17 protein-coding genes are annotated in these 15428 nt (G+C 60.2%); 7 read left to right on the top strand and 10 right to left on the bottom strand.

From position 1 onward, the window contains the following. Positions 1-5: 5 nt before the first annotated feature. The 7 genes from ACTZWY_RS04975 to rpsU form a co-directional block, all read right to left on the bottom strand. A complete protein-coding gene (locus ACTZWY_RS04975) occupies positions 6-710 on the bottom strand; it encodes a type 1 glutamine amidotransferase (RefSeq protein ID WP_444789586.1) in 705 nt (234 codons plus the stop codon). Positions 711-773: 63 nt separating this feature from the next. After that, entirely contained in the window at positions 774-2093 is a 1320-nt protein-coding gene (locus tag ACTZWY_RS04980; protein WP_444789587.1) for a glutamine synthetase family protein, read from the bottom strand. A 3-nt stretch (positions 2094-2096) separates the two neighbouring features. Then, positions 2097-2948, bottom strand: coding sequence for an ABC transporter permease (locus tag ACTZWY_RS04985; protein WP_444789588.1), 852 nt, complete (start codon positions 2946-2948; stop codon positions 2097-2099). Next, positions 2945-3826, bottom strand: coding sequence for an ABC transporter permease (locus ACTZWY_RS04990; RefSeq protein ID WP_444789589.1), 882 nt, complete (start codon positions 3824-3826; stop codon positions 2945-2947). The genes ACTZWY_RS04985 and ACTZWY_RS04990 overlap by 4 nt, the downstream gene beginning before the upstream one ends. A gap of 51 nt (positions 3827-3877) precedes the next feature. Beyond that, entirely contained in the window at positions 3878-4615 is a 738-nt protein-coding gene (locus tag ACTZWY_RS04995; protein WP_444789590.1) for a transporter substrate-binding domain-containing protein, read from the bottom strand. Positions 4616-4643: 28 nt separating this feature from the next. Continuing rightward, positions 4644-5417 carry an ABC transporter ATP-binding protein gene (locus tag ACTZWY_RS05000; protein WP_444789591.1) on the bottom strand — a complete coding sequence of 258 codons (774 nt, stop codon included), beginning with the start codon at positions 5415-5417 and terminating at the stop codon, positions 4644-4646. 224 nt (positions 5418-5641) lie between these two features. Further along, a complete protein-coding gene (rpsU, locus tag ACTZWY_RS05005; RefSeq protein WP_444789648.1) occupies positions 5642-5848 on the bottom strand; it encodes a 30S ribosomal protein S21 in 207 nt (68 codons plus the stop codon). Between the two features lie 119 nt (positions 5849-5967). Here rpsU and ACTZWY_RS05010 point away from each other — a divergent pair, with 119 nt between their 5' ends. The 7 genes from ACTZWY_RS05010 to ACTZWY_RS05040 all read left to right on the top strand — a co-directional run bounded on the left by ACTZWY_RS05010 (position 5968) and on the right by ACTZWY_RS05040 (position 12911). Continuing rightward, a complete protein-coding gene (locus tag ACTZWY_RS05010) occupies positions 5968-6663 on the top strand; it encodes a COQ9 family protein (RefSeq protein WP_444789592.1) in 696 nt (231 codons plus the stop codon). A 58-nt stretch (positions 6664-6721) separates the two neighbouring features. Further along, a complete protein-coding gene (locus ACTZWY_RS05015) occupies positions 6722-7585 on the top strand; it encodes a branched-chain amino acid aminotransferase (RefSeq protein ID WP_444789593.1) in 864 nt (287 codons plus the stop codon). Positions 7586-7666: 81 nt separating this feature from the next. Continuing rightward, complete coding sequence (locus ACTZWY_RS05020) at positions 7667-8653, top strand: NAD(P)H-quinone oxidoreductase (protein ID WP_444789594.1); 987 nt, start codon at positions 7667-7669, stop codon at positions 8651-8653. Between the two features lie 198 nt (positions 8654-8851). Continuing rightward, the gene (locus ACTZWY_RS05025) at positions 8852-9961 is read left to right on the top strand and encodes a polyamine ABC transporter substrate-binding protein (RefSeq protein WP_444789595.1); all 1110 of its coding nucleotides are present in this window, start codon (positions 8852-8854) and stop codon (positions 9959-9961) included. A gap of 72 nt (positions 9962-10033) precedes the next feature. Continuing rightward, complete coding sequence (locus tag ACTZWY_RS05030) at positions 10034-11167, top strand: ABC transporter ATP-binding protein (protein ID WP_444789596.1); 1134 nt, start codon at positions 10034-10036, stop codon at positions 11165-11167. A 53-nt stretch (positions 11168-11220) separates the two neighbouring features. Next, positions 11221-12111, top strand: coding sequence for an ABC transporter permease subunit (locus ACTZWY_RS05035; protein WP_444789649.1), 891 nt, complete (start codon positions 11221-11223; stop codon positions 12109-12111). Beyond that, positions 12111-12911, top strand: a complete 801-nt coding sequence (locus ACTZWY_RS05040; protein WP_444789597.1) for an ABC transporter permease subunit — start codon at positions 12111-12113, stop codon at positions 12909-12911. Before ACTZWY_RS05035 ends, ACTZWY_RS05040 begins: the two co-directional genes overlap by 1 nt. A gap of 270 nt (positions 12912-13181) precedes the next feature. Here the strand turns inward: ACTZWY_RS05040 and ACTZWY_RS05045 are convergent, their stop codons facing one another. Genes ACTZWY_RS05045 through ACTZWY_RS05055 form a run of 3 tightly spaced genes read right to left on the bottom strand, consistent with a single transcriptional unit; the run spans position 13182 to position 15390 of the window. Beyond that, positions 13182-13817: a DUF1638 domain-containing protein gene (locus tag ACTZWY_RS05045; protein ID WP_444789598.1), complete on the bottom strand. Its 636-nt coding sequence runs from the start codon at positions 13815-13817 to the stop codon at positions 13182-13184. Beyond that, positions 13804-14634, bottom strand: coding sequence for a nucleoside triphosphate pyrophosphohydrolase (gene mazG / locus ACTZWY_RS05050; protein WP_444789599.1), 831 nt, complete (start codon positions 14632-14634; stop codon positions 13804-13806). The genes ACTZWY_RS05045 and mazG overlap by 14 nt, the downstream gene beginning before the upstream one ends. Positions 14635-14667: 33 nt before the next feature. Continuing rightward, entirely contained in the window at positions 14668-15390 is a 723-nt protein-coding gene (locus ACTZWY_RS05055; protein WP_444789600.1) for a hypothetical protein, read from the bottom strand. Between the last annotated feature and the right edge of the window lie 38 nt (positions 15391-15428).

The raw sequence follows: 15428 nt of genomic DNA on the forward strand, positions 1-15428 counted from the left end.
GGGGTTCACGCGCAAGATGCGCTGCTGCGTTTTCTGTCGTGATGTTGAAAAAGTGCTACAATCTGGTCGGCAATAATATTGGAATCGCGCGGGCCCCCTTGCGCGGTGCGGGCCTGTTCCAGCAAGGGTTCAGGCACAACACCCTTGCCGCGCGTGTCAATCAGCCCCTGAATGAACCTGTCGGAAAATTCCGGATGGGCCTGCACCGAATACCCCAGATCGCTATAGGACAGCCCGGCATAGCGGCAGAATTCATTGCTGGCGATGATGCGCGCCCCATGCGGCGGGGTCAGCACCTGATCCTGATGCCATGCGTTCAGGGTCAGGGTTTTGCCTTCAAAATCATACGTCTGTGCACCAACGGCCCAGCCACCCTGATATTTCCCGACCTGACCACCAAGCGCCTGCGCCATGATCTGATGGCCAAAGCAGATACCGGCAACAGGCAGTTCTGCGGCAAAGGCATCGCGGATGAATTGTTCCAGCGGCGCAATGAAGGGATGGTGTTCATACACACCATGGCGTGACCCGGTAATCAACCATCCATCGGCTTCATGGACAGATGCGGGAAAATCCAGTCCTTCGACATGCCATGTCTGAAAAGTGAAATCGCCGCTTGAAAGCAGTCTTTCGAACATGGCAGGGTAATCCCCCAGTTCACTGCGCAATATTTCCGGGGATTGCCCGGTTTGAAGGATACCGATTTTCATTGTTGCGGACTTTCGGAATTTGGCCAAGGCTAGCAGTGTTGCACTGCGCGGGCAAGGATGCGGTCAGACAGTTTCCAGATACAGGTCCAGAACTTTCTGTGGCTCCAGACCTTGAAGCGCGGCCATTTCCTGACGTTTTGTGCGGATCATATTGTCCAGCAACATCGGGTCAAAGATACGGCGCATCGTGGCGGAGTCTTCAAATGACGCCAGCGCGTCGGACCATGTGGCGGGAATTTGCGGCAGGTCCTGCGCATAGGCATCGCCCTTGATGGGGGCAGGGGGGGCAAGCGCGTCTTCCAACCCCAAGGCCATGCCGCCCAGCACTGCCGCCATCACCAGATAGGGGTTCACATCGCCGCCCGCAACGCGGTGTTCCAGCCTGCGCGCGCGCGGCGCGCCCAAGGGAACGCGCACGGACGCCGTGCGGTTTTCATAGCCCCATGAAATGGCAGTGGGTGCATGCGCGCCGGGCACAAGGCGGTCATAGCTGTTGGCATGGGGCGCGAAGATCAGCGTAGCATCTGCCATGCTGGCCAGTGTGCCGGCAATGGCATGGTGCAGCGCCGCGCTGCCCTCGCGCCCGCCATTGTCAAATATGTTGGCCCCGTCGCGGTCCAGCAAGGATGCATGCAAATGCATCCCGCTTCCCGACGCGCCCGCATAGGGTTTGGCCATGAAGCTGGCGGCCATGCCGTGCTGGCGGGCCAGTCTGCGCACCAGCAGCTTGAACAGCCATGTGTCATCAGCCATTTTGAGGGGGTCGGACCCATGGTTCAGGTTGATTTCAAACTGGCCCGGCCCTGCCTCGGATGTGGCGGTGTCGGCGTCAATGCCCATCGCCTCGCAACCGTCATAAAGCGCATCGAAAAAAGCGTTGAATTCATCAAGCATGCGCAGCGACAGGGTTGCCGCCCCGATGGCCCGCCGCCCTGAAACCGGGCTGACGGGCGGCAGATATTCTGGCCCGCTGTCATCAATCAGGTAGAATTCCAGCTCCGTGGCCGTTACTGCCGTCAGGCCACGGGCCTGCAGGCGCGCGACAACCTGTGACAACGCATGGCGCGCATCCCCCGCGAAGGGGCGGCCATCATCATAATACATGCTCATCGGCAGCAGGGCCGCGTCTGGCCCGATCCATGGCATGGGCAATAGCCCGCGTTCCGTGGGGCGCAGAAAACCGTCCGCATCGCCGGTTTGGAACAACAGCGGGCTGTCCGCGATGTCATTGCCCCAGATATCAAGGTTCAGCGCCGAAAGCGGCATTTTCGCTTCGCCGCGCATCAGTTTTTCATATTGCACGGCTGGCACCCGCTTGGCGCGGGCCTGTCCGTTCAGGTCGGGAATGGCAATGCGGATATTCTGCACTTTCTGGGCGTCCATGTCCTAGCGGATGTATTGAGGGCGAAACCGCAGGCGCTGGCGGCGTTCGCGTGGAAGATGGCGGTTCAGGCGCAGATTGGCCAGTGCGAATATGCCAATGATAATCAAGGTCAGCGCCACGAAATAGGCCGCCACAATCGGATAGGCCACAAACGGGTTGAAGGTCTGGTCCACGAAATAGCGCGCGTAATAGAACGCCTCGCCGGATTGTTGGCGCGCGGGGAAGGCGGACAAGAAGACCAGCGTGGTGGAATGCGTCAGAAAGATCGCCTCATTGGTGTAGCTGGGCCATGCCAGCCGCAACATGGACGGAAAGACAACGCGCCGGAACTTGGTCAAGCCATGCATGCCGTAGGCGTCCGCCGCTTCCAGATCGCCCTTGGGGATGGACCGCAGCGCGCCGTAAAACAATTCGGCCGAATAGGCCGTGGTGTTCAGCACCAGCACCACCAGCCCGCCCACCTGTGCAGTGGTCAGCGCACTGGTATCAATGGTCAGGGTGGTAACGCCTAGCGGAATTTCCAGCCCCGTGCGGGGCAGCAGAATGAACAGCGCGTAGAAAAAGAAGAACTGAATAAACAGCGGCGAGCCGCGAAACACGAACACAAACGCAGATGCCGGGCGATTGACCCATGCGTTTTGACTGAATTTGGCCAGTGCCACACCCGTGGCCAGAAAGAAGCCCACGGCAATGGCGATGGCCGCGAAATAGATGTTCCAGATCAACCCGCTGCCGATCAGGAAAATCTGGTCGCATAGCGTGATGTCCAGACCGCGCGGCAACAGGTTTTCGCCATATTGTCGCCCCAGCGCGCGCAGCCCGTAGGCCTGGACGCTTTCCAGACAGGTCCTCATGGCGCGGCCCTTCGCTGGCGTTCGCCCGCCGCTGTGGCCTGTCCGCGCGACAGCTTGTCATTCAGCCGCGCGAAGGCGCGTTCGCTGGCCCATGTCAGCGTCAGGTAGAAACACAGCAGAACAAGGAAATACCACACCCGCCAATCCGGGTGCGGATAGGTGAACAGCGATGTTTTCTGCCCGCCCAATTCGCGCGCCCAATACACAATGTCCTGAATGCCCAGCAGGAACAAAAGCGGTGTGGCCTTGGTCAGGATCTGCCAGATATTGGACAGGCCGGGCAGCGCATAAACCCACATCTGGGGCAGGATAATCCGCCGAAAGGTCTGACGCTGCGTCATGCCGTAAGCCTCGGCGGTTTCAACCTGCGCTTGCGGAACCGCGCGCATGGCCCCGTAAAGCGTGTTGGCCACAAACGCGCCGAACACCAGCGCAAATGCCACCACGGCCATGAAAAACCCATAGATATCATACAGCCAGCGCGGCGAATTCACCGGCGGCACCTTCGCGTCACGGCATACGATGAAATCATTGCCCTGCCGGATGGGCTGGTCCCAGTCGGGGCAGTTGATCTGGTGCAGAACCCATTCAATCCCTTGCCCCAGTGCGATGGGCACGAACAGGAAAAACACGATATCGGGCACACCGCGCACGATATTGACATAGCCTTTGCCAAGCCAGTTCAGAGGCACGATGCGCGAGCGCAGCGCCAACGCCCCCGCCATGCCCATGGCAAGCGCGGCAGGCGCGGTGATGGCCAGCAAAAGCAGCACCACCCCGAAGGCGCGATAAAAATTCAGATGGGTTGCGCTTGTCAGATAACAGGCGAACCACTGCCAATCCGGCAGGCTGGACGGGTCGGTGCAAAAACTGAACATGTGCGCGCACAAGGCCACAGGCGGGGCGCACTGGCCCCGCCTGATGCAGGATCAGTCAAATTTCGGGTGTTCGTCGCCAAACCATCTGGCGATCATTTCATTCAGCGTGCCATCTTCCTTCATGCTGGCAATCGCGGCATCAAGGGTGTCGCGCAGGCTGTCATCGCTTTTGCGCAGGCCAATTCCTATTCCGCCGCCCAGCAACACGTCATCGCCCAGAAACACCAACTCGCCCCCTGAATCGCCCACATAGGGGGCCAGAAACGCCTTATCGGCCAGCACGGCGTCTGCTTCGCCGTTGCGCAGGGCGGAAATGGTTTCATCCGGGGTGGGGAATTCCAGCAGGTCTGCATCGCCTTCGGCAACATGGCCTGCCTGAATGGTGTTGGACTGCGCGGCAACCACGCCGCTGTCACGCACCGACACATCAGTTCCTGCCAACCCGATATAGGCCGACGGTTCGGGCAACAGGTAGTTCTGCGTAAAGGCAATCACTTCCATGCGGGCGTCGGTGATGCTCATGCCCGCCATGATGGTGTCATAGTTGCCCGACACCAGATTGGGGATAATCGTGTCCCAGTCATTGATGACCCATTCGCAATTCAATTCCGCGCGGCGGCAAATCTCGTCGCCCAGTTCGCGTTCATAGCCGTCCAGTTCACCAGTCGCATCATTGATGAAGTTATACGGGGGGTAGGCCCCTTCGGACCCCATGCGCACCACGTCTTGCGCCATTGCCCCGGATGTTGCGAGGGCCAGTGCCGCCAGTGTCAGGCTTGTTGTTTTCATGAAAATCTCCCTTATGGTTGGTTATGCCTCAGGCCGCTTGCGCATGGCTGAGGAATTGCTTGAGCCGCGCCGATTGCGGGGTCTTGAACAGCGAGTCCGGCGGGCCTTGTTCTTCTATCCGGCCATCATGCAGGAAAATGACGTGGTTTGACACATCCGCCGCCAGCCGCATGTCATGCGTGACAATCAGCATGGTGCGCCCTTCCTGGGCCAATGCCTTGATCACGCGCACCACTTCCTGTTCCAGTTCCGGGTCCAGCGCGGATGTGGGTTCATCAAACAGCAGTGCCGCCGGTTCCATGCACAATGCGCGCGCAATCGCTGCGCGTTGTTGCTGCCCGCCCGACATTTGCGCGGGAAACACATCGGCCTTGTCGCCAATGCCCACCTTGTCCAGCAGGGCGCGCGCGCGGGCCTCAACCTGGGCGCGGTCCTGTTTCAGGACATGCAGCGGCGCTTCCATGACATTTTGCAGCACCGTCATATGCGCCCAAAGGTTGAAACTTTGGAACACCATCGACAGGTTGGTGCGAATGCGCGTGACCTGTGCGCGGTCTGCAGGGTGGCGGCCCTGTCCCGTGCCGCGCCATCGCACGGGTTCGCCCTGAAACAGGATGTCGCCTTGCTGGCTGTCTTCAAGCAGGTTGCAGCACCGCAACAGCGTGGATTTGCCCGAACCGGATGATCCGATCAGCGAAACAACATCGCCCTTTTGAGCATTGATACTAACCCCCTTGAGCACGTCCAGCAGGCCATAGGATTTATGCAAATCGCGGATTTCTATTACGGGGGTCGTGGGCATGGGTCCTGTCGCGGTTTGTCTGTTGCGCGATACTAACACGCAAAACCACGATAAACGCAAGCCTGTGCGTCAGATCGGCGCAAATGTCCCTACGTCAACGCCGCACTTGCCCCGTGGGTGTGCGTATGCGGGGCGCACGGGCAAATAAAAACCCCCGCAGGACGGGCCTGAGGGGGTTCGCATTTCCGATATGGCCTGCGCCATAAGGGGGTGGTTCTGACGGATCAGACCATACCTTCGCGCTGCGCCTTCTTGCGCGCCAGTTTGCGCGCACGGCGGATCGCTTCAGCTTTCTCGCGGGCTTTCTTCTCAGAGGGTTTCTCGAAATGCTCTTTAAGCTTCATTTCACGAAACACACCTTCCCGCTGAAGCTTTTTCTTCAGCGCACGAAGCGCCTGATCGACGTTGTTATCACGAACCGATACCTGCATGTGGTTTTCACCACCTTTCCAAGTTAGAGTTGCATATAGTGCAGGAAGCGTTCGCATAGCAAAAACCCTGTGCTATGTCTAGATACAAGCAACCACGGAAAAGCAGGAGATGCGGCGCCATGACCGATAAATCTGACATATTGCTGGATGCAGCGCTGAACCATGTCCCTTTCGATGGCTGGAGTGATGACAGCCTGCGCGCTGCCGCGCGTGATGTGGGCATGGACGCGGCCCATGCGAAAGCGCTTTTCCCGCGCGGCGGTGTGGACCTGGCGCTGGCCTATCACCGGCGCGGGGACGGCCAGATGCTGGCGCGGCTGGCGGAAACCGATTTGCAGCAATTGCGGTTTCGGGACCGTATCGCCACTGCGGTGCGGCTGCGGATCGAGGCTTGCGAGGACCGCGAACTGGTCCGGCGCGGCACAACGCTGTTTGCGCTGCCCCCCTACGCCCCTGACGGCGCGCGTGCAATCTGGGGCACGGCCGATATGATCTGGACCGCCCTTGGCGACACATCGCGCGATGTGAACTGGTATACCAAGCGCGCGACCTTGTCGGGGGTGTATTCGGCTACAGTGCTGTTCTGGCTGGGGGATGACAGCACGGGCGCACAGGCAACATGGTCCTTTCTGGACCGGCGCATTGATGACGTGATGCAATTTGAACGGGTGAAGGCCGCGGCAAACCGTAACCCGCTGTTGCGCTCGGTGCTGGCCGGTCCGCGCGCAGTCCTGTCCTGTGTCAAGGCCCCGTCCCCCGACATGCGCGATGACCTGCCCGGACATTTGCGCCCCACGCCGCCCGCGCAGGGTTGACGCCCGCGCATTTGCGCCGCAGGTTGCGCCGGTTATCGGATGATGCGGGGAAAGCGGGATGGCTGTCGGAAAAGAGATTATAACCTGGTATGAAGGGCAGTGGCACAAGGGCAATGCCCCCATCATAGGGGCCGCCGATCATGCCGCTTGGCTGGGATCGCAAGTGTTTGACGGGGCGCGCCAGTTTGACGGTGCGCGCCCGGATCTGGACCTGCATTCGGCGCGCATTATCCGGTCTGCGCAGGCAATGGGGATGGTGCCGCCCGTGGATGCGGACACAGTTCAGGGACTGCTGGAAGAAGGCTGCAAACATTTCGCGCCCGATGCGGCGCTGTATCTGCGCCCGATGATGTGGTCGCGCGAATCTGCGCCCGGCATTATTGACGCTGTGCCCGACAGCACCGGATTTGCGATTTGCATCGAGGCGCTGGCCATGCCCGAACCGGGCAGTTTTTCGCTGACCGTCTCGCCCTTTTGCCGCCCGCGCCCCGATATGGCCCTGACGGACGCCAAGGCCGGGTCGCTTTATGCCAATAACGCGCGCATCATGGCCGATGCCCGCGCGCGCGGATTTTCCAATGCGCTGTCGCTGGATGTGGACGGGCATGTGGCCGAAACTGCGTCCACCAATGTGTTCATGCTGCGCGACGGGGTGGTGTTCACGCCTGTGCCCAACGGCATGTTCCTGAACGGGATCACCCGCCAGCGCGTTATCGGATTGCTGCGCGCGGAGGGGGTAGAGGTTGTCGAAACCAGCTTGACCCTGGACGATTTTGATGCGGCGGAAGAAATTTTTGTGACCGGAAACATTGCCAAGGTGATGCCGGTGTCGCGCTATCTGGACCGCGACATGGGTGCGCCGCGCATGGGGGAGCGGGCACGGCAGGTATACTGGGACTATGCGCTGAGCGCTACGGGATAAATCGAGCGGGGTTTGGGGGCGCTGCCCCCTTGCCCCCCGGAGTATTTGGGGCAAGATGAAACGGGCAGGAACAGGATGACCATGTCACATATGATGCGTGCGATCGAGATTTCGGCCCCCGGCGGGCCGGAGGTGCTGCGCGAAACTGTCTGTCCGGTGCCGGTGCCGGGCGCGGGGCAGGTGGTGATCCGGCTGGCCTATGCGGGCGTCAACCGTCCCGATGCGTTGCAGCGCGCCGGTGCTTATGACCCGCCTGCGGGCGCGTCCCCCTTGCCCGGGCTGGAGGGGGCGGGGCATATTGTGGCTGTGGGGGCAGGTGTCACGCGCTGGCAGATTGGCGATGCGGTCTGCGCATTGTTTCCCGGTGGGGCCTATGCTGAATATGCCGCAACGGATGCGGGACAGGTCTTGCCAGTGCCCGCGGGCATGTCCCTGAAGGCGGCGGCCTGTTTACCGGAGACATTTTTTACAGTCTGGTCCAATGTGTTCATGCGCGGGCGCTTGCAGGCGGGCGAGCGGTTTTTGGTGCATGGCGGATCGTCGGGTATTGGCACCACAGCGATTCAGCTGGCGCATGCCTTTGGCGCGCGGGTGTTTGCCACTGCAGGCAATGAAGGGAAATGCGCGGCCTGTATCCAGCTTGGGGCTGAGCGCGCGATCAATTACCGCGAACAGGATTTCGTGGAGGTTTTGCAAGCAGAAGGCGGGGCGAACCTGATTCTGGACATGGTGGGGGGCGACTATATTGTGCGCAACCTGAAGGCGCTGGCTGATGATGGGCGGTTGGTGCAGATTGCATTTTTGCAAGGCCCCAAGAGTGCCGTGAGTTTTGCACCGCTGATGATGCGCCGCCTGACCATAACGGGGTCAACCTTGCGCCCGCAATCCGATGCTGCCAAGGCTGCCATCGCCGCAGAGCTGGAAGCGAAGGTGTGGCCATTGCTGCGTGACGGGCGGCTGGCCCCGGTGATGGACAGCGAATTTGCGCTGGCTGATGCGGGCGCAGCCCATGCCCGGATGGAAAGTTCGGTTCATATTGGCAAGATTGTTCTGAAAGTCGGGGACTGACGTCGCCGAATATTCCGGCGTTGCGGGGGCCGATGCCATGCCCGCCGGGCGGGAATCCCGTCGATTTTGTGCCCGCATCACAATCGGTCTTGCCAAGGCGTGCTATTTTCTTGTGGAATGCAAAGAGATAAAGACGGGTGCTGCGCGGCCCTGTATAGCCGTGTTTGCGCAATATCTGTCCAGCACAGGGAGACCACAATGACGTCATTCAAAGGCAGTCCGAAGACCCGTTTCACCCTTGTCATGACTGCCGTGATGGCAGTTCAGGCAGGCGCTGCAACGGCCAACAGTATCAATGTTTTCAATTGGTCAGATTATATTGCACCGGACACAATCGAAAAATTTACTGCGCAAACAGGTATTTCGGTGAATTACGATGTGTTTGATTCCAACGAGACGCTGGAAGCGCGGATGCTGGCGGGGTCGTCGGGTTTCGACGTGGTTGTTCCGACATCGGATTACATGCAGCGCCAGATCATGGCAGGTGTGTATCAGCCGCTTGACCGCGACCTGTTGCCCAATCTGGAGAACATGGACCCCGACCTGATGGCACTGGCGGCGGCGTTTGATGCAGATAACGCGCATTCGGTGATCTATCTGTGGGGCACGACGGGCATTGGCTATAACACGCAGGCCGTGGCGGACCGTCTGGGGGAGGATTATGTGGTGGACAGCTGGTCCATCATTTTTGACCCCGAAAAGGCGGCGCTGTTTCAGGATTGCGGTATCGCATGGCTGGACACCGAAAAGGAACTGATTCCGCCTGCGATGCGCTATCTGGGGCTTGACCCCACTTCGACCGCCGAGGAGGATTTCAACGCTGCCGCCGAGATGCTGGTGCAGGTGCGCCCGACAGTGCGCTATTTCCATTCGTCGCAGTATATTTCTGATCTGGCCAATGGCGAGATTTGCTTGGCGGTCGGGTGGTCTGGCGATGTGTTGCAGGCGGCCGAGCGCGCGTCTGAAACCGGACAGAGCTTTGAAGTGGGCTATGCCATCCCCGATGAAGGGGCGCATTTGTGGTTCGATATGCTGACCATTCCTGCCGATGCGCCAAATCCCGAAGGGGCGCATGCGTTCATCAACTTCGTCATGGATGCCCAGATTGCGGCAGATATTACGAATTATGTGATGTTCCCCAACGCAAATGCCGCGTCTACGCCGTTGATTGACGAAGCGGTGCTGAATGATCCGACAGTCTATCCTTCTGAGTCTGCGCGCGCGGGCTTCTGGACATTGCAGCCCTATGACAACCGCACCGAACGCGTCAGCACGCGCCTGTGGACACGTTTGCGCACAGGCCAGTAACCCCGGCCACCGCGACAGCATTTCACATGTGGTCGCGGTGCATTTTTCATGGTCCTTCTTCGGGAATACGGCATGCCAAAACCAGCAATCGCGGCCGACACAAAACCCTGGCGCAAGGCGGGGTCGGTGCCGTTTATTTCCCTACAGGGGCTGGTCAAACAGTTCAGCGATTTTACCGCCGTGTCGGATGTCGATCTGGACATCTACAAGGGTGAATTGTTTTGCCTGCTGGGGGAGTCGGGGTGTGGAAAATCCACATTGCTGCGCATGCTGGCCGGGTTTGAAACCCCGACCCACGGGCGCATTGTCATTGATGGTGAGGATATGGCCCGCGTGCCCCCGGACCGCCGCCCCACCAATATGATGTTCCAGTCCTATGCGTTGTTTCCGCATATGAGTGTTGAAAAGAACGTGGCCTATGGGTTGCTGCGCGAAGGGCTGGGCAGGCGCGAAGCCTATGCCCGCGCCGGCGAGATGCTGAAAATGGTCAAGCTGGAAAAACTGGCGCGGCGCAAGCCTGACCAATTGTCGGGCGGCCAACGCCAGCGTGTGGCACTGGCCCGCGCGCTGGTCAAGCGGCCGAAGCTGTTGTTGCTGGATGAACCGCTTGGCGCGCTGGACAAGAAGCTGCGCGAGGAGACCCAGTTTGAGCTGATCAAGATTCAGGAAAGTCTGGGGGTGACCTTTATTGTCGTCACCCATGATCAGGATGAGGCGATGACCCTTGCAACCCGCATCGGGGTGATGAAGGACGGACTCATCAAGCAAATCGGCGAACCGCAGGAAATTTACGAACGCCCCAATTCCCGTTTTGTGGCCGATTTCATTGGCACAGTGAACCTGTTTGAAGGCAAGGTGGATGCTGTTGCCCCTGATTTGATGCGGATTGAAACTGCGGAACTGGGACCCGTGCTGGTGCCCCCGCAAACAGGGTTGACGCGGGGCCAGCAAGTCTGGGGGGCTGTGCGGCCCGAACGCTTTGCCCTGTCGCGCCAACGTCCCGAAGGCGCAGGCAACGCATGGGCCGGTGTGGTCGAGGAGATGGGCTATATTGGTCATATGACGCAATACCGTATCCGGCTGGAAAACGGCCGCCTTATTCGTGCCAGCCAGTCCAACCGGCTGCGCGACGAAGACCCCATTTCATGGGATGATCCCGTCTGGATCAGCGTGCAGCCCGCCGCCTTCAGGGTGCTGACGGAATGAGCGGGGGGAACGTCCTCACACGCTCAGTCCCGTGGCGCGGCACGGCATGGGCCATGGGAAAACTGGGCCTGTCGGGGCGCACGCTGGTGATTGCCATTCCCATGTTGTGGTTACTGGTGTTCTTTCTGGCGCCGTTCTTCGTTCTGGGGCGTATTTCACTGGCCGAGGCGATTATTGCCCGACCGCCCTATACGCCGCTGTTCGAACGTGGGCCTGACGGGTCGCTGGAAATCTTTGCCAGTCTGGAAAATTACCGCTTTTTGCTGACCGATGCGCTGTATCGCAACGCCTATCTGTCCTCGATCAGGATTGCGGCAGTTTCGACGATCTTCGCGCTGCTGATCGGCTATCCGATGGCCTATTTCATTGCCCGCGCCCCCGAGCCGCGACGGTCCTTGCTGTTGCTGCTGGTGATCCTGCCATTCTGGACCAGTTTCCTGTTGCGGGTTTACGCTTGGATGGGGTTTTTGCGCACCAATGGCGTGATTAACAATATGCTGATGGGGTTGGGGGTAATTGATCAGCCACTGGTGATGATGCAAACGGATTTCGCGGTCTATATCGGCATCGTCTATACCTATCTTCCTTTCATGATCCTGCCGCTTTACGCCAATCTGACCAAACTGGACGGCGCTCTTCTGGAAGCGGCCAGCGATCTGGGGGCGTCGCCCTTGGTTACGTTTTTCACGGTTACCTTGCCGCTGTCGCTGCCGGGCATTGTGGCGGGGTCCATGCTGGTGTTTATCCCCGCCATCGGGGAATATGTGATCCCAGCGTTGCTGGGCGGACCGGACACGTTGATGATTGGTCGTGTCCTGTGGGATGAATTCTTCGGCAGCCGCGACTGGCCGGTGGCGTCTGCGGTGGCGATTGTCATGCTGGTGCTGGTGGTCGCGCCCATTATGTGGCTGCAATCGGTGCAAAACCGGCGGGGGGCGGACTGATGCGGGGGTGGTTCCTGCCCCTGGCGGTGGTGCTGGGCTTCGTCTTTTTGTATGCGCCTATTATTTCGCTGGTGGTGTTTTCCTTCAACGAGTCGCGCCTTGTCACGGTGTGGGGCGGGTTTTCGACGCGGTGGTATGGCGAATTGCTCAATGACCGCCAGATCATGGGCGCGGCATGGGTCAGCCTGAAGGTGGCGTTTTTCAGCGCCACGCTGGCAACGGTGATCGGCACGCTGGGGGCGTTTGTCCTAACGCGCTTCAGCCGCTTTACGGGGCGTTTGCTGCTGACGGGCATGATTACCGCGCCGCTGGTCATGCCCGAAGTCATTACTGGCCTGTCGCTGCTGTTGCTGTTCATATCGATGGAACTGACGCTTGGCTGGCCCGCCGGGCGCGGGTTGGTCACGGTGATTATTGCGCATACGACATTTTGCGCGGCGTTTGTGGCCGTCATTGCGCAGTCGCGCCTGCGCAGTATGGACGAGTCGCTGGAAGAAGCTGCGCGCGATTTGGGGGCGGGGCCAGTGCGGGTGTTTTTCGATGTGACGTTGCCGGTCATTACGCCTGCGTTGGTGTCGGGATGGTTGCTGGCCTTTACCCTGTCACTGGATGATCTGGTGATTGCCAGCTTCGTGACCGGGCCGGGGGCATCCACCTTGCCGATGGTCATATTCTCCAAGGTGCGGCTGGGGGTCAGTCCGGATGTGAACGCGCTGGCAACCATCATCATCGGGTTTGTGTTCGTGGCGGTTCTGGGGGCCGCGTGGTTGATGCGCAAGCAGATGTCGAAGGGGCTGTAGGGGCGTGCCTGCGCGGTCATGGTCTGCAAAATCGAGGTTTCAGCTGGCCTGAAGCAGCCCTTCGCCCTTGTATGAAGCCCGCGCTATCGGCGGGCCGGGCTCTGCCGATCCGACGCCAGTGAAGTTCACTTTATGCCGGCGGCATACTCCGACTTTCAAGGCTTGGCGTGCCGCCAGAGTAATCGGCAGGCCGCGGGACGGCCCGCCGATGGCGCGGCGGCCTGCGGCCTTGATTCCGCGCCTTGGGGGGGCAGCTTCAGGCCAAACGCACTAATCCAGCCGTGCCAATTCCCGCGCCAGATCGCCGTATCCGGTATACCGCCGTTCATAAGCCAACCCCAGCCTGCGCGCGGCCTCTTGCGCTTTTGCATCAAGGGCAGGGTCGTCTGTTTGCGCCTGATAAATCAGTTTGGTGTAATTTCCGAACATCATCTGGATCAACTCGGGGTGGCGGTCAAACCCCATGGGGTTCCAGACAAAAGCATCAAACTGGCGCACCAGAAAATCGGTCAGGTAGAAGGCCGTCATTTCCTGTTCCGCGCGGGTGGCAAACGCGTCGACACCATCGAAAAACGCATAGCAATGCGGGCCGGGCACCATCTGCACCCCCAGCGCATCGCATCTTGCCTGCAGCAAGCCGCCTGTGCCGCAATCAGCATAGACCACGAATATGGTTTCATACTGTCCGCGGTGTTGGAATACGGCCTTCTCCACAGCGTCGGGAATGCGGTCCGGCCACAGGTGCAGATTGGCTGGCAGGCACAGCAAATCCATATGCGCCCAGCCATTGGCCGCTTTCAGGGCCAGTATTTCGCGTGCCAATGCCCCGCAGGCCAGCAACAGGATTGTGCCGCGCCCTTGTGCGGGTAACCCCTGTTCGGTCAGGGTTGTATCATTGGGCAGCATCGCGTTTTTCCCGGGCTTTGGCGTCATTCCAAAGGGCGTCCATTTCGTCCAGCGTGCTGTCGGCGGGGCTGCGCCCTTGGGCGGCAAGCGTGCGTTCGATGCTTTCAAACCGGCGGGTGAATTTGGCATTTGCGGCGCGCAAGGCTTCTTCGGGGTCCAGTTGCAGGTGCCGCGCCAGATTTGCCATGACAAACAGCAGGTCCCCGAATTCTTCCGCAACCTCGGCTTCGCTCAGCGTGTCGCGCGCTTCCACCAATTCGCGCGATTCCTCAAGTATCTTGTCCAGAACCTGATCAGTGGACGGCCAGTCAAACCCCACGCGCGCGGCGCGTTTTTGCAGTTTGACCGCGCGCATCAAGGCGGGCAGGCCAAGCGCCACATCATCCAGCACGCCGCCCTGTGCACGCGCCGCGCGTTCGGCGGCCTTCACGCGTTCCCAGTCCTGCACCTGTTGTTGGGCGCTTTTCTCGCGGTTTTCAGTGCCAAACACATGGGGATGGCGCGTCAGCATCTTGTCGGAAATGCCGCGCGCAATATCGCAAAAGGTGAAATGCCCCGCTTCTTCGGCCATCTGGGCGTGATAGATCACTTGCAACAGCAAATCGCCCAATTCGCCCTGAAGCGCGGGCCAGTCGCGTTTTTCAATCGCGTCCGCCACTTCATAGGCTTCTTCAATCGTATAGGGGGCGATGGATGCGAAATCCTGTTCAATATCCCACGGGCAGCCAGTTTCAGGGTCGCGCAGCGCGCGCATGATCGCGCGCAGCCGGGCCAGACTGCCATCGGGTTGAAAAATTATCGGGTCATGGTCTGGCATGTGCCACTCCGGTTTATGGCTTGCGTCCTTGTGTTACAGCGCGGCCTTGGTGTGTCCAGCCCAAAGGTTGCGTATTGCGGCACCAACAACGACCAGCAGTGCAGCGGCGGTTACGGCAAGGATGACGGGCGCGCCGCCCAGATTGGCCACCAGCACCCCGATGAGCGCCCAGATGACCGCGACACTGTAATCAGGGCTGTCGGGACGGCGCGCCAGCACCCATACCGCAAGCGCCGTGGCGCCTGCCAGCGCGATGATGGCCGCCCATAGCGGCGATGCCAGCCCGTAGCCCCCCAGCGACACCCCAAGCGAGACATGCGCCGCCGCCGTCAGCCAGCCCGCATACAGCCCGATCGGGGCCTGAAGCACCCAGCGATCCTGACTTGGGGCGCGCAGCAGCGCTTGAACGGCAAAAAACAGCATCCAGAAAATCAGCACTGTCGCCCCAATGGGCGAGAAGCCGGCAATCCACAACCACAACGCCCCCGGCCCAAGGCTAAGGATCATCGGGGCTTGCACGCGGTGCCAGCCCGCATCCTGCCGGCGCGCATAGACCCCCATGACGGCAAACACCGCCAGCCACAGATAGATGATACCCCAGATCGCAAAGGCGTAACCCGCAGGTTGCACCGGTGGGTCGAGTTGCGGGACGGGAAAACGCTGCGGGTCAAACCCGCTGAACGGGTCTGTCACATAGGGCGACAGCACGAAGGCGGCGGTGGCAAGCAGGGTCAGGGTGGGCAGGAGCTGTTTCATAATGGATGACCTAACCTTTTGCAGGCACGGATTCCAGT

The sequence above is a fragment of the Roseinatronobacter sp. NSM genome (assembly GCF_052379845.1).
Classification (GTDB): domain Bacteria; phylum Pseudomonadota; class Alphaproteobacteria; order Rhodobacterales; family Rhodobacteraceae; genus Roseinatronobacter.